This is a genomic window from Kitasatospora sp. NPDC002040, from assembly GCF_040296785.1.
Taxonomy (GTDB): domain Bacteria; phylum Actinomycetota; class Actinomycetes; order Streptomycetales; family Streptomycetaceae; genus Kitasatospora.
In genome coordinates this window covers 1-18,854 of sequence record NZ_JBEOXV010000032.1, presented here as the reverse complement: position 1 = coordinate 18,854, position 18,854 = coordinate 1, and the positions used below count along the sequence as shown (strand labels likewise).

Annotated in this window: 20 protein-coding genes; 15 read left to right on the top strand and 5 right to left on the bottom strand. The window is 72.7% G+C overall.

Annotated elements, in window-relative coordinates:
- Positions 1 to 136 precede the first annotated feature (136 nt).
- Together ABT118_RS32310 and ABT118_RS32305 are read left to right on the top strand one after the other, a co-directional pair.
- The gene (locus tag ABT118_RS32310; RefSeq protein WP_350678225.1) at positions 137 to 865 is read left to right on the top strand and encodes a hemerythrin domain-containing protein; all 729 of its coding nucleotides are present in this window, start codon (positions 137 to 139) and stop codon (positions 863 to 865) included.
- A 19-nt stretch (positions 866 to 884) separates the two neighbouring features.
- Positions 885 to 1,847 carry a DUF1152 domain-containing protein gene (locus ABT118_RS32305; RefSeq protein WP_350678220.1) on the top strand — a complete coding sequence of 321 codons (963 nt, stop codon included), beginning with the start codon at positions 885 to 887 and terminating at the stop codon, positions 1,845 to 1,847.
- Between the two features lie 18 nt (positions 1,848 to 1,865).
- On the opposite strand, the gene ABT118_RS32300 is transcribed toward ABT118_RS32305, so the two are convergent.
- A complete protein-coding gene (locus ABT118_RS32300; RefSeq protein ID WP_350678215.1) occupies positions 1,866 to 2,423 on the bottom strand; it encodes a DUF1697 domain-containing protein in 558 nt (185 codons plus the stop codon).
- A 51-nt stretch (positions 2,424 to 2,474) separates the two neighbouring features.
- On the opposite strand from ABT118_RS32300, the gene ABT118_RS32295 reads away from it, so the two are divergent.
- A complete protein-coding gene (locus ABT118_RS32295) occupies positions 2,475 to 2,945 on the top strand; it encodes a pyridoxamine 5'-phosphate oxidase family protein (protein WP_350678208.1) in 471 nt (156 codons plus the stop codon).
- Positions 2,946 to 2,952: 7 nt separating this feature from the next.
- Here the strand turns inward: ABT118_RS32295 and ABT118_RS32290 are convergent, their stop codons facing one another.
- Positions 2,953 to 3,312: an arsenate reductase family protein gene (locus ABT118_RS32290; protein ID WP_350678203.1), complete on the bottom strand. Its 360-nt coding sequence runs from the start codon at positions 3,310 to 3,312 to the stop codon at positions 2,953 to 2,955.
- A 91-nt stretch (positions 3,313 to 3,403) separates the two neighbouring features.
- Here ABT118_RS32290 and ABT118_RS32285 point away from each other — a divergent pair, with 91 nt between their 5' ends.
- The 5 genes from ABT118_RS32285 to ABT118_RS32265 all read left to right on the top strand — a co-directional run bounded on the left by ABT118_RS32285 (position 3,404) and on the right by ABT118_RS32265 (position 7,525).
- Entirely contained in the window at positions 3,404 to 4,618 is a 1,215-nt protein-coding gene (locus tag ABT118_RS32285; RefSeq protein WP_350678198.1) for a cytochrome P450, read from the top strand.
- Positions 4,619 to 4,675: 57 nt separating this feature from the next.
- Positions 4,676 to 5,611 (top strand): N-acetylmuramic acid 6-phosphate etherase, encoded by a 936-nt coding sequence (gene murQ / locus ABT118_RS32280; protein WP_350678194.1) that lies wholly within the window; start codon positions 4,676 to 4,678, stop codon positions 5,609 to 5,611.
- A 118-nt stretch (positions 5,612 to 5,729) separates the two neighbouring features.
- Positions 5,730 to 6,851: a PP2C family protein-serine/threonine phosphatase gene (locus ABT118_RS32275; RefSeq protein ID WP_350678186.1), complete on the top strand. Its 1,122-nt coding sequence runs from the start codon at positions 5,730 to 5,732 to the stop codon at positions 6,849 to 6,851.
- A gap of 4 nt (positions 6,852 to 6,855) precedes the next feature.
- Entirely contained in the window at positions 6,856 to 7,041 is a 186-nt protein-coding gene (locus tag ABT118_RS32270) for a DUF6011 domain-containing protein (RefSeq protein ID WP_350678180.1), read from the top strand.
- 250 nt (positions 7,042 to 7,291) lie between these two features.
- Entirely contained in the window at positions 7,292 to 7,525 is a 234-nt protein-coding gene (locus ABT118_RS32265; protein ID WP_350678176.1) for a hypothetical protein, read from the top strand.
- A 7-nt stretch (positions 7,526 to 7,532) separates the two neighbouring features.
- Here the strand turns inward: ABT118_RS32265 and ABT118_RS32260 are convergent, their stop codons facing one another.
- The 3 genes from ABT118_RS32260 to ABT118_RS32250 form a co-directional block, all read right to left on the bottom strand.
- Complete coding sequence (locus ABT118_RS32260) at positions 7,533 to 7,958, bottom strand: MarR family winged helix-turn-helix transcriptional regulator (RefSeq protein WP_350678172.1); 426 nt, start codon at positions 7,956 to 7,958, stop codon at positions 7,533 to 7,535.
- A gap of 333 nt (positions 7,959 to 8,291) precedes the next feature.
- Positions 8,292 to 10,571 (bottom strand): ATP-binding protein, encoded by a 2,280-nt coding sequence (locus ABT118_RS32255; protein ID WP_350678167.1) that lies wholly within the window; start codon positions 10,569 to 10,571, stop codon positions 8,292 to 8,294.
- A 453-nt stretch (positions 10,572 to 11,024) separates the two neighbouring features.
- Entirely contained in the window at positions 11,025 to 11,918 is an 894-nt protein-coding gene (locus ABT118_RS32250) for an NAD(P)-dependent oxidoreductase (RefSeq protein WP_350678161.1), read from the bottom strand.
- Positions 11,919 to 12,252: 334 nt separating this feature from the next.
- Here ABT118_RS32250 and ABT118_RS32245 point away from each other — a divergent pair, with 334 nt between their 5' ends.
- The 7 genes from ABT118_RS32245 (at position 12,253) to ABT118_RS32215 (ending at position 18,846) form a co-directional block, all read left to right on the top strand.
- Entirely contained in the window at positions 12,253 to 13,440 is a 1,188-nt protein-coding gene (locus ABT118_RS32245) for an acyl-CoA dehydrogenase family protein (protein ID WP_350678155.1), read from the top strand.
- A 29-nt stretch (positions 13,441 to 13,469) separates the two neighbouring features.
- Positions 13,470 to 13,856, top strand: coding sequence for a YybH family protein (locus ABT118_RS32240; RefSeq protein WP_350678149.1), 387 nt, complete (start codon positions 13,470 to 13,472; stop codon positions 13,854 to 13,856).
- Positions 13,857 to 14,047: 191 nt separating this feature from the next.
- Positions 14,048 to 14,224 carry a hypothetical protein gene (locus ABT118_RS32235; RefSeq protein ID WP_350678144.1) on the top strand — a complete coding sequence of 59 codons (177 nt, stop codon included), beginning with the start codon at positions 14,048 to 14,050 and terminating at the stop codon, positions 14,222 to 14,224.
- Positions 14,221 to 15,993 carry a fatty acyl-AMP ligase gene (locus tag ABT118_RS32230; protein WP_350678140.1) on the top strand — a complete coding sequence of 591 codons (1,773 nt, stop codon included), beginning with the start codon at positions 14,221 to 14,223 and terminating at the stop codon, positions 15,991 to 15,993. Before ABT118_RS32235 ends, ABT118_RS32230 begins: the two co-directional genes overlap by 4 nt.
- Positions 15,978 to 16,979 carry a beta-ketoacyl-ACP synthase III gene (locus tag ABT118_RS32225; RefSeq protein ID WP_350678136.1) on the top strand — a complete coding sequence of 334 codons (1,002 nt, stop codon included), beginning with the start codon at positions 15,978 to 15,980 and terminating at the stop codon, positions 16,977 to 16,979. Before ABT118_RS32230 ends, ABT118_RS32225 begins: the two co-directional genes overlap by 16 nt.
- Positions 16,980 to 17,008: 29 nt before the next feature.
- The gene (locus tag ABT118_RS32220; RefSeq protein ID WP_350678129.1) at positions 17,009 to 18,583 is read left to right on the top strand and encodes an acyl-CoA carboxylase subunit beta; all 1,575 of its coding nucleotides are present in this window, start codon (positions 17,009 to 17,011) and stop codon (positions 18,581 to 18,583) included.
- Positions 18,580 to 18,846, top strand: a complete 267-nt coding sequence (locus ABT118_RS32215) for an acyl-CoA carboxylase epsilon subunit (RefSeq protein WP_350678124.1) — start codon at positions 18,580 to 18,582, stop codon at positions 18,844 to 18,846. The genes ABT118_RS32220 and ABT118_RS32215 overlap by 4 nt, the downstream gene beginning before the upstream one ends.
- Positions 18,847 to 18,854: the final 8 nt, after the last annotated feature.

Below are 18,854 nucleotides of genomic sequence, written 5' to 3'. Positions count from 1 at the left end.
AACGTCCGCTACAGCACCTTCCCCACCGACTACGCCCAACTGCCCACCGTCTCCTTCGTCGTGCCCGACATGTGCAACGACATCCGCGACTGCGGCGCCCGACGGCCCTGTCTCAGCCAGTCGTGAAGAGAGTGCCATGCCCAGCCACCTGCTGCCCGTCGAATCCCCCCAGGTCCCCGCCCAGCCGGGCGAAGGGCGCCAGGTGCAGCCTGCCGTCGAGGCGGTCCCGTTCGCCGGGCTCGCTCTGGTGCACGCCGCGCTCCGCCGCGATCTGGCCCGGCTGCCCAACGCCCTGCGCCTGCTCCAGCCCGAGGACGTCGCCACCGCCGAGGCGATCCAGCGGCACTGGGACTTCGTCACCGCGATGCTCACCTGCCACCACGAGCAGCAGGACACCAGGCTCTGGCCGCTGCTGCGCCGCTTCGCGCCCGAACTCCGGCTGCTGCTCAACTGGCTGGAGTCCGACCACCACAACCTCGACCACTCCTTCACCCGGGTCACCACGCTGGTCCGGATCGCCACCAGGGACCCGGCCAGCGCCTGGTCGGTGGCGTACGCGGTGGAGGAGCTGGCGGCCCGGCTGGAGACCCATCTGCGGATCGAGGAGCGGCAGTTGCTGCCCCGGATGGACGGGATCTTCCCGGCCGGCTCGCGGATCGGCACCCTGCCCGAGCTGCTCGACCTGCTCCGCGCGGCGGACGGCCCGAGCACCTCGGACGCGCTGGTCTGGCTGCTGGAGGGCGTCGACCCGGTGCAGATCGACCGGCTGCTGGCCGACTGCGACGACAGCACCGCCCGGCACTGGCCGCACTGGCGGGACACCTACGCCCGCTGCACCGACGAACTCTGGGGCCCGCAGCGGTGATCCTTGATAGCGTCCCCGGATGCCTCCGCTCTTCGAACCACCGCTGCTGACCCGCCTCGGACCTGCCCGCAAGGTGCTGATCGCCGGGGCGGGCGGCGGCTTCGACGTGTACGCCGGTCTGCCGCTGGCCCTCGCGCTGCGCGCGGCCGGGCGTGAAGTGCACCTGGCCAACCTGTCGTTCAGTCACCTCTACGGCCTGGACAGCAAGGTCTGGCTGCACCCCGAGGTGGCGGAGATCCGCCCCGGCACCCGCTCCGCCGAACCGTACTTCCCCGAGCGGACGCTGGCCCGCTGGCTGGCGCTGCACGGCATGCCCGACACGGTCTGGGCGTTCGCCTCGGTCGGCGTCAAGCCGCTCCGGTCCGCGTACCGGGCGCTCTGCGCCCGCCTCGGCATCGACGCCATCGTGCTGGTGGACGGCGGCACCGACATCCTGATGCGCGGCGACGAGGCCGGCCTCGGCACGCCCGAGGAGGACATGGCCAGCCTGGCGGCGGTGGCCGGGATGCCGGAGATACCCGTCCGGCTGGTCAGCTGCCTGGGCTTCGGCGTCGACGCCTTCCACGGCGTCAACCACTCGCTGGTGCTGGAGAACCTGGCCGCGCTGGAGCGCGAGGGCGGCTACCTCGGCGCCTTCTCGCTGCCCCGCGACAGCCGGGAGGGCACGCTCTACCTGGACGCCGTCGAGCACGCCAGGGCCGCCTTCCCCGAACACCCCAGCATCGTGCACGGCTCGGTGGCGGCCGCCCTGCGCGGCGAGTTCGGCGACGTCAGGTTCACCGACCGCACCAAGGGCGCCCCGCTCTTCGTGAACCCGCTGATGACGCTGTACTTCTCGGTCACGGTGGAGGCGCTGGCCGCGCGCAACCTCTACCTGGACCGGATCGAGCGGACCCAGCTGATGCGTCAGATCAGCACCGTGATCGAGGAGTTCCGCGACTCCCTGCCGCAGCAGCGGCCGCCGCGGATGTTCCCGCACTAGGGCCGCTCCAGCCGGGGCTCACCCCTTGCGGGCTGCGGCGAGGATCTTGACGGTGGTGTGGAAGAAGCGCGAAGTGGCCTGGCCCCGGTAGGACTTGGGGAAGGCGGTGGCCGGGTTGGTGGACATCCGGCCGCCGCGCAGGTACAGCACGGTGAAGGCGGCGCCGGGGGTGGCGGAGAGGATCTCCCAGTCGTCCTTGGGGGAGCGGACCGGGAACTCCAGACCGGCCGGCAGCGGCTCGGACAGGAAGAGCACGCAGAGCCGGACCTCGGGCGTCACCTCGACCCCGGCGAACGGATCGGAGTCGACCAGCTCGGCCACCTCGTCGACGGTGCGCAGCATCACCGGGACGGCGTAGCCGAGGGCCTGCTCCAGGTGCTGCTCGATCCGGGCGGCGAGGGCGGCCCGGTCGGCACCGGCGGGGGCGGTGAAGAAGACGTTGCCGGTCTGGATGTAGGTGCGCACGTCGGCCAGACCGAGCTCGGTGAAGAGCTCGCGCAGTCGCTCCATCTTCACCGTCCGCCCGCCGACGTTGACGGCCCGCAGGAACGCGATGTACGTGGTGGTCCCGGTCATGGGGCCAGTGTTGCAGGCGCGACTGTCAGCGCCCGCTGGAAGACTGGCCCCATGACGACCTGGCAGGATTTCGAACGCGAGGCCCCGGACCTGGCGCCCGCCGTACGGGCCCGGTTCGAGGCGAACCGGCACCACGTGCTGGCCACGCTGCGCAAGGACGGGGCGCCCCGGGTGAGCGGCACCGAGGTGCAGTTCATCGGGGCGGACCTCACCGTCGGCTCGATGTACGGCGCGCTGAAGGCGCTCGACCTGCGCCGGGACGGCCGGTTCGCGCTGCACAGCAACCCGTCCGACCCGGCCATGGCCGGCGGCGACGCCAAGATCGCCGGCCTGGCCCGCGAGCTCACCGACGAGGTCGAGCTGAGTGCCTACCTGGCCGAGCTGCCCTCGCCGCAGCCCGGCCCGTTCCACGCCTTCCGGCTGGAGCCGACCGAGGTGGTGCTCACCGAGGTGGACGGCGACGAGCTGCGGATCCGCTCCTGGCGGCCGGGCGAGGACGTCCGGACGGTACGCCGCAGCTGACCCGGGGTCAGCCGGGGAGGACGGAGCGCACCGCCTCCGGCGTCCGGGCGACCAGGGCGTGGCCGTCGTCGGCCGTGATGATCGGCCGCTGGATCAGGATGGGGTGCTCGGCCATCGCCGCGATCCAGCGGTCCCGGTCGGCCTCGGTCCGGCTCCACTGCTTCATGCCCAGCTCCTTGGCCACCGCCTCGTCCGTCCGGGTGATGTCCCACGGCTCCAGCCCGAGCCGGACCAGCACCTGCTCCAGCTCGGCCACGCTCGGCGGGTCCTCCAGGTAGCGCCGGACGGTGTACCGGGCCTTGGCCGCCTCCAGCTCGCCGAGCGCGCTACGGCACTTCCCGCATCGCGGGTTGATCCAGATCTCCATCCGGCCAGCTTATGGCCTGTCCGTCCGTTCACCGGGAACTCGGCGGCGCGCGGAGCGGTTGAGGGAGGCAGGGCCGACGGGAGGGGCTGGTATGGACGGCGAGGAGATCATCGGACGGCTGCTCAGCGAGGAGGGCCGGGCCGACCCGTACCCCCTCTACGCCGCGGCGCACGAGCTCGGCCCGGTCAGTGCCGCGGGGCCGAACATGGTGCTCGCGGTCGGCCACCGCGAGGTCAACCAGGTGCTCCGCTCCACCGCCTTCCACGTGCCGGACGCCGCCCTGCGCGAGCGCTGGGAGGAGGGCTACCTGGAGCACAGCTCCAAGACCCTGCTGGGCAGCTCGATCCTGGAGACCAACGCCCCCGACCACGGCCGGATGCGCTCGCTGATCGCCTCGGTCTTCACCGCCCGCCGGGTGGCCGCGCTGGAGCCCGCCGTGGTCGCGGCGGTCGACCGGCTGCTGGACGAGCTGGCCGAGGCCGGTGCCGACGGCGGCCCGGTCGACTTCATGGACGCCTTCGCCCACCGGCTGCCGGTCGGGGTGATCTGCGAGCTGCTCGGCGTCCCGGAGCAGGACCGGGCCCGGTTCCGGCCGCTGGCCGCCGACCTGACGGCGGCGCTGGAGCTGCTCCCGTCCGACCCCGAGCTGGCCGCCGCCGACGCGGCGGCCGACGAACTGTCGGACTACTTCACCGAGCTGGCGGCCCGACGGCAGGCCGAGCCGACCGACGACTTGGTCAGTGCGCTGGTGCAGACCGCCGCCGCGGACCACGGCCGGCTGTCCGGGCGGGAGCTGCTGGCCAACCTGGTGCTGCTGCTGGTGGCCGGCTTCGAGACCACCACCAACCTGCTCGGCAACGGCCTCGCCCTGCTCTTCGACCACCCCGCCGAGCTGGCCGCCCTGCGGGAGGGCCGGCTCGCCCCGGCCGGGCTGGTCGACGAGGTGCTCCGCTACGACTCGCCCGTCCAGCTGACCTCGCGGATATCGCTCAGCGACGAGCTCGCGGTCGGCGGCGTCCCGACCCCGTACGGCACCGGCCTGTACCTGCTGCTCGGCGCGGCCAACCGCGACCCGGCCCGCTACGCCGAGCCCGACCGGTTCGACCCCCGCCGCACCGACAGCCAGCCGCTCAGCTTCGGTGGCGGCCCGCACTTCTGCCTAGGTGCCCAACTCGCCCGCCAGGAGGCCGCCGTGGCCCTCCCCGCGCTGCTCGCCCGGTTCCCCCGGCTCGCCCCGGCCGGGCCGCCGGTCCGCCGCAGCCGGCTGGTCCTGCGCGGCTACCAGACCCTCCCGGTCACCTGCTGAACGGGCCGTCAGGTGCCCCGGGCCCGGGCTGCGCCACCAGATGAAGGGACCCACCCGATGAGTGCCCAGTACGCCGAACTCCGGGCCCAGTTGGAGACGCTGGCCACCGAGGCGTTCCGTCCCGAACTGGCCGGGATCGACCGGCTGTCGACGCTGGAGATCGCCACCCTGATGAACGGCGAGGACCGCACCGTGGCCGAGGCGGTGGCCCGGCGGCTGCCGGAGATCGCCGCCGCGATCGACGCCACCGCCGAACGGATGGCCCGGGGTGGCCGGTTGGTCTACGCCGGGGCGGGGACGGCCGGCCGGATGGGTGTCCTGGACGCCAGTGAGTGCCCGCCCACCTTCAACACCGCGCCCGGCCAGGTGGTCGGCCTGATCGCGGGCGGCCCGGCCGCCATGGTCGCCGCGGTCGAGGGCGCCGAGGACAGTGCCGAACTGGCCGAGCAGGACCTGGCCGCCCTCGGCCTGACCGCCGCCGACGTGGTGGTGGGCATCTCCGCCTCCGGCCGGACGCCGTACGCGATCGGCGCGGTCGGGTACGCCAGGGGCTTGGGTGCGCTGACCATCGGCCTGTCCTGCAACGAGGGCTCCGCGCTCGGCGCCGCCGCCGAGCACCCGGTCGAGGTCCAGGTCGGCCCCGAACTGCTCACCGGGTCGACCCGGTTGAAGGCGGGGACGGCACAGAAGCTGGTGCTCAACCTGCTCTCCACCGTCACCATGATCCGGCTCGGCAAGACCTACGGGAACCTGATGGTCGACGTCCGCGCCTCCAACGAGAAGCTGCGGGCCCGCTGCCGCCGGATCGTCGCGCTGGCCACCGGCGCCGACGACGCCACCGTCGAGGAGGCCCTGGCCGCCACCGGCGGCGAGGTGAAGAACGCGATCCTGGTCGTCCTCGCCGAGGTCGACGGCCCGACCGCCGCCCGCCTGCTCGCCGAGGCGGACGGCCACCTCCGGGTCGCGCTGCGCTCCGCGCTCCGGACGGCCTGATCCGCGCGCCGGGGCAGGCCGGCAGGGCTTTGGACCCGGCGGCCACGGGCTTTCGACCGGTTTCCCCGGCCGGACCGCCGGGTGACGATGGGGTGAGGTCCGGTCCGGGAGGTCCCTTTTGTCCACGTCCCACCAGCAGGACGCCGCACTCGCGGTGGCGGGCGAGGTCCGGGTCCCCGGCTGGGTCCGGGCCCTGCCGCTGTTACTGGTGGCCGTCGACCTGGTCGCCGAGTACCTCGCCTCCGCCCACATCGCGGCCGGCTTCCCGCTGGTGCTGCTCCCGGTCGTGGTCGCCTTCGGCTACGGCCCCGGCGCGGTCGCGCTGAGCGCGGCCGGCACGGTGGGCATCCAGCTCCTGATGGCCGAACGGGTCGGCCACCTGACCGAGCAGCACCACGTCTGGACGTACCTGGCCACCGCGCTGGCCGGGGTGCTCGGCGCGGCCCTCGCCTGGCAGCGGATCCGGCAGGAGCGCGACCTGGTCCGGGTCCGCTCGATCGCGGAGGCCCTGCAGCGCACCGTGCTCCACCCCGTACCGGCCCGCAGCGGCGGCCTGCGCACCGCCGGGATCTACCGGGCCGCCCAGGCCGAGGTGCCGATCGGCGGTGACCTCTACTCGATCTGCGAGACCAGGCACGGCACCCGGGTGCTGCTCGGCGACGTCCGGGGCAAGGGCCTCGAAGCCGTCCGCACCGTGGCCGACCTGCTCGGGTCGTTCCGGGCGGTCGCGCACGAGACCGAGAGCCTGGCCGAACTGGCCGAGCTGCTGGACCGCCAGCTCCAGCGGGAGGCGGGCGACCGGGAGGACCTGGAGCTCTTCGCCACCGCGACCCTGCTCCAGCACGACCCCGCCACCGGCCGGTGCCTGCTGGTGAACCGGGGTCACCACGCCCCGCTGCTGGCCGGCCCCGACGGCGTGCACCCGGTCGACGCGCCCGAGCAGCTCCCGCTCGGCTTCGGCGCCCTGGCGGCGGGCCCGCCGGTCGAACCGACCGCCTTCGCGCTCCGCCCCGGCCACACCCTGCTGCTCTTCACCGACGGCCTGAGCGAGGCCCGTGACCCGGCGGGTGCCTTCTACCCGGTCGCCGACCGGGCCGCCGCCCTCGGCGACACCGACCCGGACCGCCTGATCGCCCACCTCGACCAGGACGTCCGGGACCGCTGCGGTCCGCTCGCCGACGACCTCGCCGTACTGGCCCTCACCCCTGCTGGTCCCGGGGGCGACACTCCGTCAGACTGACCCGGTGCAGCCCGACGACCCCGCCCTGATCCCGCCGATGCCCCCGACCCGGCCGGCCCTGCTGCGCTGCCGCCGCTGCGGCCGCCCGCTGCACGACCCGGAGTCCCGCATCCTCGGCCTGGGCCGCAACTGCCGGGGCCCCGAGGACCCGACCCAGGTGCTCCCGGGCGAGCAGGACGCGCTGTTCTGAGGTCACTCCCGGGCGTAGGCGGCAGCAACCAGGCCGACCACTCCGACGGTGACAACGGTGGCGATGAGGAACTTCCAGGTCTTCGTCATGCCATGCCCAACGCCCGCTCCCCGCTTGGAGAAACGTCCTGTCACCCGGCCGGCCGCGCGGTTGCCCGCACCGGCTCGGGCGGGCACGGCCGGGGCAGAGCTGCGGGGGGCGGGGGAGCGGCCGTACGGTGGACGAGGGGCCCGCCGAGAGGAGGCCTGCGATGCCCGGTTCGATGGCGATCAGCCACACCGATGCGCTCGTGATGCTCAGCCACACCGATGCGGAACGAATGGTGACCCTGCTGCGCGAGCTGTCCGGTCTGCTGGAGCAGCCGGGCGGCGCCCGGCTGTCCGACCCGCAGGCCGAGGCACTGGGCGACGCGGGCCGGGTCGGCCGGGACGAGCTGGCCGAGTGGTCCCGCAAGCTCGCCGACTACCTGAAGGACCATCTCTGACCAGGCCCTAGGGCAGCGCGCGCACCCGGCTGCCCCGCGCGGCCGTCGCACAGACCCGCCGGAGCAGGTAGTGCAGCTGGGTGCGCTCGCCCCTGGTGAGCGAGGCCAGCAGTTCGTCCTGGACCGACGCGGTGTCGTCCTGCACCGCTCCGAGCGCCGCCGTACCGGCCGGGGTGAGTGCCACCACCTGGTGCCGGCCGCCGATGTGGACGACCATCACCTGGGCCAGCTCCTGCGCCACCAGCTCGTCGACCACCCGCAGGGCGTCGGCCTCCGGGGCCTCGACCTGTGCGGCGAGATCGGTCCTGGCGTGCGGCCCCAGGTCCGTCAGCGTCTCCAGCAGCGACCGGTGCAGCGGGCTCAGTCCGCGTGCGCTCGACCGTTCGGCCAGCAGCGTCTCCACCGCCCGGCCCGCCGTGGAGAGGAGATGCACGGTCTGCTCGGAGGGACCCGACGATCCGTTCCTCCTGTCGTACACACCGCATCCAATCACTGGGGAGGGGGACGCCACCTCCGACCCGGGCCGCGCCGACTGCCGACACCCGCGGCATGCTGCCGTGGGTCGGACACGGGGGCATCGTCGGCCCCGGAGTCACGCGGTGCTCCACGCGGACGGAGCCGCACGGAGAGAACCGGGCCCCACCATACGGGCGCTCCGGCGATCGGTCTACATCGGTGTCGTCGCCCCGGCGCCCGGCAGCCGGGCCGGTGGTCGAGCGGGACGTCCGGTCCGACCACCCGGCCTCGGCTGTGCACCGGCACGGGGTCAGCTGGCGCGCGGTACCAGCAGCGGCCAGGGCGGGGCGGGCTCCAGGGCGGCGCCCACCCGCAGCAGGGTGCGGGCGTGGCGGCGCTGGTCGTCGCGGGTGGCGCCGGAGTGGGCGCGGACGGCCTTGCGGAACCAGTTGGCCGAGTTCCGCGGGTGGGTGTGGGAGCTGGGCAGGACCAGGTCCAGCAGGTGGTCGATGGCGGTGTCGGAGAGGGGCTCCAGGGTGATCGTGGTGGCGTGCCGGCGGCCGCCGCCCCAGCCGGGTCGCCGCCCGAGCAGCTCGGGGCCGGCCGCCGCCACCACGAGCAGCGGGATCGGACCCGAGAGCTCGGCGAAGCGGTCGACCAGGTCCAGCAGGGTCTCGTCGGCGCGGTGCAGGTCGTCGATCATCACGATGAGCGGTCCGGTGATGGCGATCTCGGTGATGAGCCGGCACCACGCCTCCGAGGCGTTCGGCGCGTCACCGGTCTGCCCCGCCCCGCCGAACGGCCCGGCGAAGGCCGGGTCGAGCAGGGAGGTCAGGCCGGGCAGCAGCCACTCCGACTCCGCCGGGCCGACCAGCCGGTCGAGCACCTCGACCAGCTTGGCCCGCGCCGTCCCAGGTGAGTCGGCCGGGGTGATCCGGCAGTACGACCGGAGCGTCTCGGCCTGGGTGGCGACCAGGCTGCCGTCGCCGGCCGCCGGGGCGTGGCTGACCAGGATCTGGGCGGGGTGCGGCTGCTCCGCGACCATCCGCTCGAACTCGGTCAGGAACTTCGTCTTGCCGATGCCGCGGTCGCCGAGGACGGTCACCAGGTGCGGGGTCGAGCGGTGCCTGGTCCGGTCCAGTACACCGCGCAGCAGGTCGAGTTCGAGCTCGCGCTCGACCGTGGGCAGGCCGTCGTAGCCGCGCGGCCCGCGCCGGGCGCCCTTGATCAGCCAGCCGGTGGCCTCCCCGTCGTCGAAGGCCGCGGTGTCGTCGTAGGCGACCAGGGCGCCGGTCGCCCGGTGGGTGGCGTCGCAGGCCCACAACTCGCCGTCGCTGGTGAGGTCGAGCAGCTGGTGACAGCGGTCGAGCAGGCTCCCGGTGATCGAGGCGGGCACCTCCGGGTCGTCCGGGTGGTAGCGCAGCAGCGCCCCGCCGGTGGCCACCGCGGCATGGAACACGGGCTGCTGCCCGACCGGGGAGGAGTGGGCCAGCAGTCCGGACGCCGCGCAGAAGCCGTCCCGAATCGCCGTTGCGGCCAGCACCGCGCCCTCCGCGTGGCCGACGCCCTGGCGGCCCTTGAAGAGGGCCAGCGTGACGGAGCCGATCGAGGCTGCCACGACGCCGCCGTGGTGCTGGACGTGCTCCCGAATCATCCCGGACATGTCATCCAGAATTTCATCAAAATCCGACGGGGCGTCATGGTGCAGCTCCGCATCGAGGCAGGTGCGCATGATGAGCACGCTGACCTGTTCTCGCTCCGCCGTCAGTGCCCGTACCTCCGCCGCGCTCCCCAGGGGTGCCGGGGGCGAAGAGGGTGCCGGAGCGAACGACGGCCGGTTGCGGACCGGGTCGGGAGCGGACCGGCCGGCCGGGGCCGCGACCCGTGGTTCCGGTGAGACCCGCCGGAGTTCGGTGGATGAAGTTGCTGCTCCGACGGCCTCCAGATTCAGTGTCGGGTCCTGGTTGAGGATGGCCTGTTGCAGGGACTGGAGCTCGCGCCCCGGTTCGAGCCCCAGTTCCTCCACCAGTGCGGCCCGCAGCCGGCTGTAGGCGTTCAGCGCATCGGCCTGGCGGCCGCAGCGGTACAGCGCGAGCACCAGCTGGCCGTAGAAGCGCTCGCGCAGGGCTGCGGTGGTGGCCATCGCCTCCAGCTCCGGAAGCACCTCGTGGTGCCTCCCGCAGGCCAGTTCCGCCTCGAAGCAGTCCTCCATGGCGTCCAGCCGGGCGCTCTGAATGGTGGTCAGTTCCGGCCAGCAGACCCCGGCCTCCGCCAGGTCGGCCAGCGCGGTGCCCCGCCACAGTGCGAGCGCCTCCCGCAGTAGCCGCGCCGCCTGCGCCGGGTCACCGGCCGCCAGCTTCGCCCGGCCCTCCTCCACCTGCCGCTGGTAGCGGTAGAGGTCGATCTCCTCCGGGTCGACCTGCAGCCGGTAACCGGGCGCCTGGGTCACCAGGGCCACGGCGCCCTGCCTGCCCTGTCCGGCCGTCAGCAGCTGTCGCAGCCCCCAGACCGCGTTCTGGAGGATCTTGCGGGCGGAGGCCGGGGCATCGTCGATCGGCCAGAGGGCGTTGAGCAGTTGACTGGTGGGCACCACGCGGTTGGGTTGGAGCAACAGGAAACCGAGGGTGGCCCGCTGCTTGATTCCCCCTAACGCGATGGGGCCGAACGTATCGGAAATCTCCAGCGGACCCAGAACACGGAACTGCACTGATTCCCCCTAGCTCGAGTGCATCGGTGCGGGGACGATCGGCGGCGCGATCGGCGGCGCTCTGCCAGTTGATTCGTCCACCCCCTCTGAACGATCTCACCTGACAGACCCTAAAGTAAGTACTGACTTTTTGGTAACCACCTGGGCCCCCAGGTGATCTTGTGGTATCGGTTTTCGGACGCCTCGGATGGCCTGATTCCGGCTCCGTGGCGCACTTTCGAGGCGACCGTACGATCGGATTCCGATTGTGCAGGAATTCGGACTGGAAACAGCGGTCAGGCCCGACGCGGCGGGGTCCGCGTCGGGCCTGACTGCTGTTCAGGTGGCGTCACCGCGTCAGGCGGTGGCCTCCGGCTTGCGGATGACCTCGATCAGGCTGGCCAGGCCGTCGGCACCGTGGCCGTCGGCGACCCGCTGGTCGAGCAGGCCCTGGATGGGCAGCATCAGGTCGGGGCGGATCCCCTGGGCCTTGCTGGCCTTCACCATCTTCGCGAGGCCGATCTGGTTGAGCGCCACGGTGGAGATGGCGTTGCCGAACTCGCCCGCGTCGACCTGCTGGGCCGCGCCGGCGATGCTGGGCAGTGCGACGTGGGTGATCCAGGCCTCGGCGAAGGGCAGCAGTGCCGCCGCCGGGATCTTCTCCGAGCCGACCAGGGCGAAACCGTGCAGGGCACTGGTCAGCGTCGACCAGAGGATGCCCAGCAGGGCCAGGTCGTACAGGGCGGCGACGCCGGCGTCCTCGCCGAGGAAGACGCTGTTGCCGCCGAGGGCGGCCAGCAGGTCCTTGTTCGCGTCGAACGCGGTCTGCGAGCCGCCGTAGAACAGCAGCGTCTGCGGCTGCCCGACCATCGGCGGGACGGTCATCACGGTCCCGTCCAGGTAGTCCACGCCGAGCTCCGCGGCCTGGGCGGCGGCCTGGCGGGCCTCCTCCGGCAGGCCGGAGGTGAGGTTGACCAGGAGCCGGCCCGCGAGCGCGCCGGTGACCGGGGCGATCACCTCGTGCAGCGCGTCGTAGTCGAGCACGCAGGCGACCACCACCGGGCTCGCCGCCACGGCGTCGGCCACGCTCGTCGCCTCGACGGCGCCCTGGGCGACCAGTGCGTCGGCCTTTCCGGCGGAGCGGTTCCAGACGGTCGTCGGATGACCGGCCTTGACGAATGCGGCAGCCAGGGCGGTGCCCATCAGACCGAGGCCGAGGACGGTTACGGGAGTGCGGGTTTCTTCCGCCATAGCAGCCTTCTCCTTATGTGCAACATTTACGTTCGATAATTCGCGCGGGTCGGTCGAACGACCTCGGACGGGATTGGCGGTCCTCGATTTGGCGCGGTCGGGTCGAAGCTAGTCCGCATTCGGCGCGCGGACAAGTACTTACATATAAGTGCGTACCCTGCCCGTGCCGGTGCAGGGAAGTTGCGGACGCCGGTGCGGACTCACCGCCAGGTCATCGCCGACTAACCACCGGGAGGAGATCGGCAGGTTACCGCATCATTACCGGGGACGGGAATGATCCGAGCGGGACTTTCGGAATACTCGGCAGCGACACCGGGACGGGCGAAGAGGCGGAATGGAAACCACAGGCATCGAGACGAAGACCGTACTGAAGGCCGTGCGGGACATTGTTCCCGCGCTGCGGGACAATGGCCTGGAGGCTGAGAACCGGCGTTGGATCCCGGACGAGAACATGGATCTGCTGGAAAAGGCCGGGGTCTTCCGGATGGCGACCCCCAAGGTGTTCGGAGGGCTCGAGCTCTCGCTCTCGGACCAGGCGAAGGTGCTGGCGGAGATCGCCCGTGGCTGCGCCTCCACCAGTTGGGTCGCCATGGTCTGGGCTTCCAGTGCGTGGATGGCCGGCCTGTACCCGGAGGAGCTTCAGCGCGAGCTCTTCGCCGATCCCTCGGTCCGGATCTCGGGCGGCTTCACACCGTCCGGGGCGCTGACGCCGACCGAGGGGGGCTATCGGCTCAGCGGCACCTGGCGGTTCAACTCCGGCTGCAGGGGCGCTGACTGGAACATGGCGATGGCGCTCCTGGAGCGGCCGGACGGAAGCTTCACCGAGGCCATTGCCCTGGTGCCGATGTCGGAGTTCACGATCGCCGACGACTGGCACACCTCCTCGCTCGCCGCCACCGGCAGCTCGTCCTCGTCCGTGCAGGACCTCTTCGTGCCCGCGCACCGGGTGGTCACCTTCGACGAGCCCCCCGCCGACGTGGCCGGTGCCGAGGTGCCCGCTGTCGCGGAGGCCGGCACCGGCCGGGCGTACGGCCTGTACGGGTTCCTCTTCTCCCAGGCGGTGGGCACGTTCCTCGGTATCGCCCAGGGGGCGCTGGAGCTCTTCCTGGAGCGGCTGCCCGGACGGGGCATCAGCTACACCTCGTACACCGACCAGGCCCAGCACCCGCTGACGCAGATTCAGATCGCCACTGCCGCGAGCAAGATCGCCGCAGCCGAGGCGCTGGCCGAAGGCCTGTACACGGTACTGCAGGGCCACGCCGACGCCGGGACCGAACCGACGCTGGAGGAGCGGGCGCGGGTGCGGGCGCACAGCGCGTACGCAGCCCAACTGGCCAAGGAGGCAGTTGAGTTGCTCTATGGCGCCAGTGGCGCCACGGTCATCCAGCGCGCAGTGCCGCTCCAGCGCTTCCACCGGGACATCCAGGGGCTCGCGCTGCACGGCTGGATCCTGCTGAACCCGAACCTCGAGGTGTACGGGCGGGTCCTGCTCGGCCTCGACCCCGACACCCAGCTTCTCTGACCCAGCACCGACAGAACAGGAGTAGCACCATGACCGACACCTACGACTTCGCGATCCCGGACGACCCCGACCTGCAGAACGCGCTGTTCATCCGGGTCTTCAACGAGGGCGACGGGGCCGCGTTCGACTCGATGTACGCGCCGGACGCGATCTCCAACATGTCCGGCGTGCCGCTCACCGGGGCGGAGCGGACCGGCTTCTTCAAGGAGTTCCTGGCCACCGGGCCGAAGATCGTCTCTCAGGTCAAGCAGACCTACACCACGGGCGACACCTCGCTGCTGATCGTGGACTACACCCTGGACATCCCCGGCCCCGAGGGCGTCCACACGGTGAAGGGCACCTGCACCGACGTGCTGTTCCGGGACGTGAACGGCAAGTGGACCATGGCCGTGGACCGGCCGGTCCCGACCGCCTGACCGGCCGTCGGAGGGGGGCGCCGGCCCCGGGTGGAAGACACCCGGGGCCGGCGCCGTCGTGTTCCCCGGCGCCCCACGCGCGGTAATTCGCGCGCCGAATCGGCCGATTACCGGGCCGTGACCCGGCATTTGAGGGGCGGTGTGCCGGGCGGCCTATGGTCGGTCCTGACTGCATTCTCCGGGGAGGGCGAATGGATCCTGTGGCCGAGTATGTGATGTCAGGTAAATCCGTGCGTGAGGTCGCCGAGAGAATTCGCGACCACGATCCGACGGAACTGCAAGGGGTCGCGACCAATGCCGAAATGCTGCTGGCGATCTTCTCCCGCACCCCCGCGTTCCGCCGTTCCGGAAGGAGCTCCGACACATGAGCACGATCGGCGCCGAACAGTGGGCCGGTGAGGTGCGCAGCATCCCCGACGCCCTGCGGCTGCGCAGCAGGCTGCAGCCCGACCAGTCGGCCTACGTCTACCTGCGCAACGGCGAGGAGCCGGACGGCAGCCTGACCTACCGTCAGCTGGACCATGCCGCCCGGGTCCGGGCGGCGCACCTGACGGCGGCCGGGGCGGCCGGGCAGAACGTGGTGCTGCTCTACCCGTCCGGCCTGGAGTTCGTCCGGAGCCTGCTCGGCTGCATGTACGCGGGCGTGGCCGGCGCGCCGGTCCAGGTGCCGCGCCGCTGGCAGGGGCTGGCGCGGCTGCGCCGGGTCGCCGACGACGCGGGCACCACCACGGTGCTCACCACCACCGAGGTCAAGCGCGAGCTGGAGCGGAGCTTCGCCGACGCGCCCGAGCTGGCGGGGCTGACCCTGGTGGACACCGAGTCGCTCCCGGAGGGCCCGGCGGACGACTGGCGGTACGTCAGCCCGCCGCCCGGGGGGACGGCCCTGCTGCAGTACACCTCCGGTTCCACCGGGGACCCCAAGGGCGTGGTGATCACGCACGCCAACTTCGCCGCCAACGCCGCCGAGACGGACGAGCTCTGGCCGTGCGGGGACGACGCCCGGGTGATCTCCTGGCTGCCGCTCTTCCACGACATGGGGCTGCTCTTCGGCGTGGTGCTGCCGCTCTGGGCGGGGGTGCCGTCCTACATGATGGAGCCGGAGGCGTTCATCCGCCGCCCGGCCCGCTGGCTGGAGGCGGTCTCCCGGTTCCGCGGCACCCACGCGGCGGCGCCCAGTTTCGCGTACGAGCTGTGCGTCCGGGCGGCCCAGGAGGGCGGCGTCGGAACGGAGTTGGACCTCTCCAGCTGGCGGGTCGCGGCGAACGGCGCCGAGCCGGTGCGCTGGCAGACGGTGCAGGCGTTCACCGAGGCCTTCGCCCCGATCGGCTTCGCGGCCCGGGCCATGTGCCCGGGGTACGGGCTGGCGGAGAACACCCTCAAGGTCACCGGCAGCCCGGGGGACCGCGAGCCCGGGGTGCTGCTGCTCTCGGCCCGCGGCCTGCACGAGGGCCGGGCCGAGTCGCTCGGCGAGGCGGCCGGGGAGGAAGTGCCGCTGGTGAGCAGCGGGGTGCCGGTGCCCGGCACCGTGGTCCGGATCGTCGATCCGGCCACCCGGCTGGCCTGCGCGGACGACCGGGTCGGCGAGATCTGGGTGGACGGTCCCTGCGTCGGGGCCGGCTACCGGGGCCGGGCCGAGGAGAGCGAGCAGACCTTCCGGGCCCGGATCGAGGGCGAGCCGGCCGGGACCTATCTGCGGACCGGCGACCTGGGCTTCCTGCGCGACGGCGAGCTGTACGTCACCGGCCGGCTCAAGGACGTGATCATCCGTCAGGGCCGGAACTACTACCCGCAGGACATCGAGCTGTCGGCGGAGAGCGCGGTGCCCGGGCTGCACCCCAACTGCTCGGTGGCGTTCTCCGTCCCCGGCGACCAGGCCGAGCGGCTGGTGGTGCTGGTGGAGGCCGACGGCCGGGTGCTGAAGTCACCGGGCGTACGGGAGCTGCGCAAGCGGGTGCGGGACGCGGTCTGGGAGAACCAGCGGCTGGAGGCGGACGAGATCCTGGTGGTCCGGCGCGGCGCGCTGTCACGGACGTCGAGCGGCAAGGTGCAGCGGCGGCTGTGCCGGTCGCGGTACACGGACGGCGAGCTGGCGCAGGCGGCCGTCGCCGGACAGGAGGACCAGTGGCCGGCCAACTGACCGTACCCGTGGGCCCGGTGGGCTCCCGGATCCTCGGCGTCGGCGCCTACCGGCCGGCCCGGATCGTCGACAACGACGAGATCTGCCAACGGATCGACTCCGACGACGCGTGGATCCGCAAGCGCTCGGGCATCGTCACCCGCCACTTCGCCGGGCCCGGGGAGACCGTGGTCGCGATGGCCGTCGAGGCCGGGCTGAAGGCGCTGGCGCAGGCGGGAGTGGCTCCGGCCCAGGTCGACCTGGTGCTGGTGGCCTCGATGTCCTACCTCGACCGGGGGTCCGCGGCGGCACCCGCGATCGCGCACGCGATGGGCGCGGGCAGCGCGGCGGCCACCGACATCGGGGCCGCCTGTGCGGGGTTCTGCTACGCGCTGGGCCTGGCCGACTCGCTGATCCGGGCCGGTTCGGCGCGCCACGTCGTGGTGGTCGGCACCGAGCGGATGAGCGACATCGTCGACCCGTACGACCGGGAGACCGCGTTCATCTTCGGCGACGGAGCGGGCGCCGTGGTGCTCGGGCCGTCCCCGACCCCCGGGGTCGGCCCGGTGGTCTGGGGGACCGAGGGCGACCGGCACGAGCTGATCGCCCGGGACCGGTCCTGGCTGGAGGCGCGCGAGCACCCCGACCCCTGGCCGACGCTGCGGATGGACGGACCGCAGGTGTTCCGCTGGGCGATCCAGAAGGTGCCGGAGATCGGGCGGCTCGCCCTGGCCGGGGCCGGGATCACGGCGGCCGACCTGGCCGCCTTCGTCCCGCACCAGGCCAACGTCAGGATCGTGGACACCGCCGCGCAGAAGCTCGGCCTGTCCGAACACACCGTGGTGGCACGGGACATCGTCCGCGCGGGCAACACCTCGGCGGCGTCCGTCCCGCTCGCCCTGGACGACCTGCTGTCCCGGGGGGAGCTGCCCGGCGGCGGCCCGGCACTGCTGGTCGGCTTCGGCGCCGGGCTGGCGTACGCCGCCCAGGTGGTGATGCTGCCATGACCGGAACGAACGTGAGCGAGGGAGCGACCATGTCCGGACACGGAGCGGGTACGACGGCCGAGCGGCTCGCGGAGCTGACCCGGCGCCGGGCCGAGGCGCTGGCACCGGTGGACCCGGAAGCCGTCCGGCGGCAGCACGAGAAGGGCAAGCTGACGGCCCGTGAGCGGATCGACGAGCTGCTCGACCCGGGCTCCTTCGTCGAGTTCGACGCACTGGCCAGGCACCGCTGCCACAACCTCGGGATGGAGCAGCAGCGGCCGCTCGGGGACGGCGTGGTGACCGGCTACGGCACCGTCGACGGGCGCCAGGTCTGCCTGTTCGCCCAGGACTTCACCGTCTTCGGCGGCAGCCTGGGCGAGGTGTACGGCGAGAAGATCATCAAGGTGATGGACTTCGCCACCCGCACCGGCACCCCGATCATCGGGATCAACGACTCCGGCGGCGCCCGGATCCAGGAGGGCGTGGTCTCGCTCGCCCTCTACGCCGAGCTGGTCAAACGGCACGTCGAGGCCTCGGGCGTGGTCCCGCAGATCTCGCTGATGACCGGACCGTGCGCCGGCGGTGCGGTCTACGCCCCGGCGATCACCGACTTCGTGGTCATGGTCGACGGCATCTCGCACATGTTCGTCACCGGCCCGGACGTGCTGCGCACCGTCACCGGCCAGGACGTGGACCGGGAGGAGCTGGGCGGCGCGTACAGCCACAACGCCGTCTCCGGCAACGCGCACTACCTGGCGGCCGACGAGAAGGACGCGTTCGAGTACGTCCGGCTGCTGCTCGGCTACCTGCCCTCCAACAACATGGAGGACCCGCCGGTCTACCCCAGCGACGCGTCGGCCGAGGTGACCGAGGTCGACCTCGCGCTGGACGTCCTGATCCCCGACGACCGCAACCGGCCGTACGACATGCTGCGGGTGGTCAACAGCGTCCTGGACGACGGTGAACTGCTGGAGGTGCAGCCGCTGTTCGCCCGGAACATGATCTGCGGCTTCGGCCGGGTGGACGGGCGCAGCGTCGGCGTGGTCGCCAACCAGCCGATGCACCTGGCCGGGGTGATCGACATCGACGCCAGCGAGAAGGCGGCCCGGTTCATCCGGATGTGCGACGCCTTCCACGTGCCCGTGCTGACCTTCGTGGACGTGCCCGGGTTCATGCCCGGCCTCGACCAGGAGCAGGGCGGCATCATCCGGCGCGGCGCGAAGATGATCTACGCCTACGCGGAGGCCACCGTCCCGATGGTCACCGTGATCACCCGCAAGGCGTACGGCGGCGGTTACGGCGTGATGGGCTCCAAGCACCTGGGCATCGACGTCAACCTCGCCTGGCCGACGGCCGAGATCGCCGTCATGGGCGGGGACAGCGCGGTCAGCGTGCTGCACCGGCGTGCCCTGCAGCAGGCCGACGACCCGGTGGCGGAGCGCGAGCGGCTGCGGGCGGAGTACGAGCGCACGCTCTGCAATCCGTACGTCGCGGCGGAACGCGGCTATGTGGACGCGGTGATCCTGCCGCACGAGACCCGGGCCCAGGTGGGCGGCGCGCTGCGGCTGCTCCGGGACAAGCGCAAGACCCGGCTGCCCCGCAAGCACGGGAACATCCCGCTGTGACGGGGCGGGAGGAGGCCCTCGGTCTGCGGGTGGCGCGCGGCCGGCCGACCGACGAGGAACTGGCCGCCGTGGTGGTCGCGTTGGCGGTGGTGGCCCGGGCCAGGGCGGCCACCGCCGCGGCCGGGCCCGGGCCGGGCGGCCGGCTCGACCGGGGCGAGCGGCTGCGCCGCACCCCGGGGCCGCGCGGTGCGAGTGCCTGGCGGCACAGCGGGTGGCGCTGCAGGTCCTGCCCGTTGGCCACCGCCTCGCCCTCGGCCCGGTAGACCAGCAT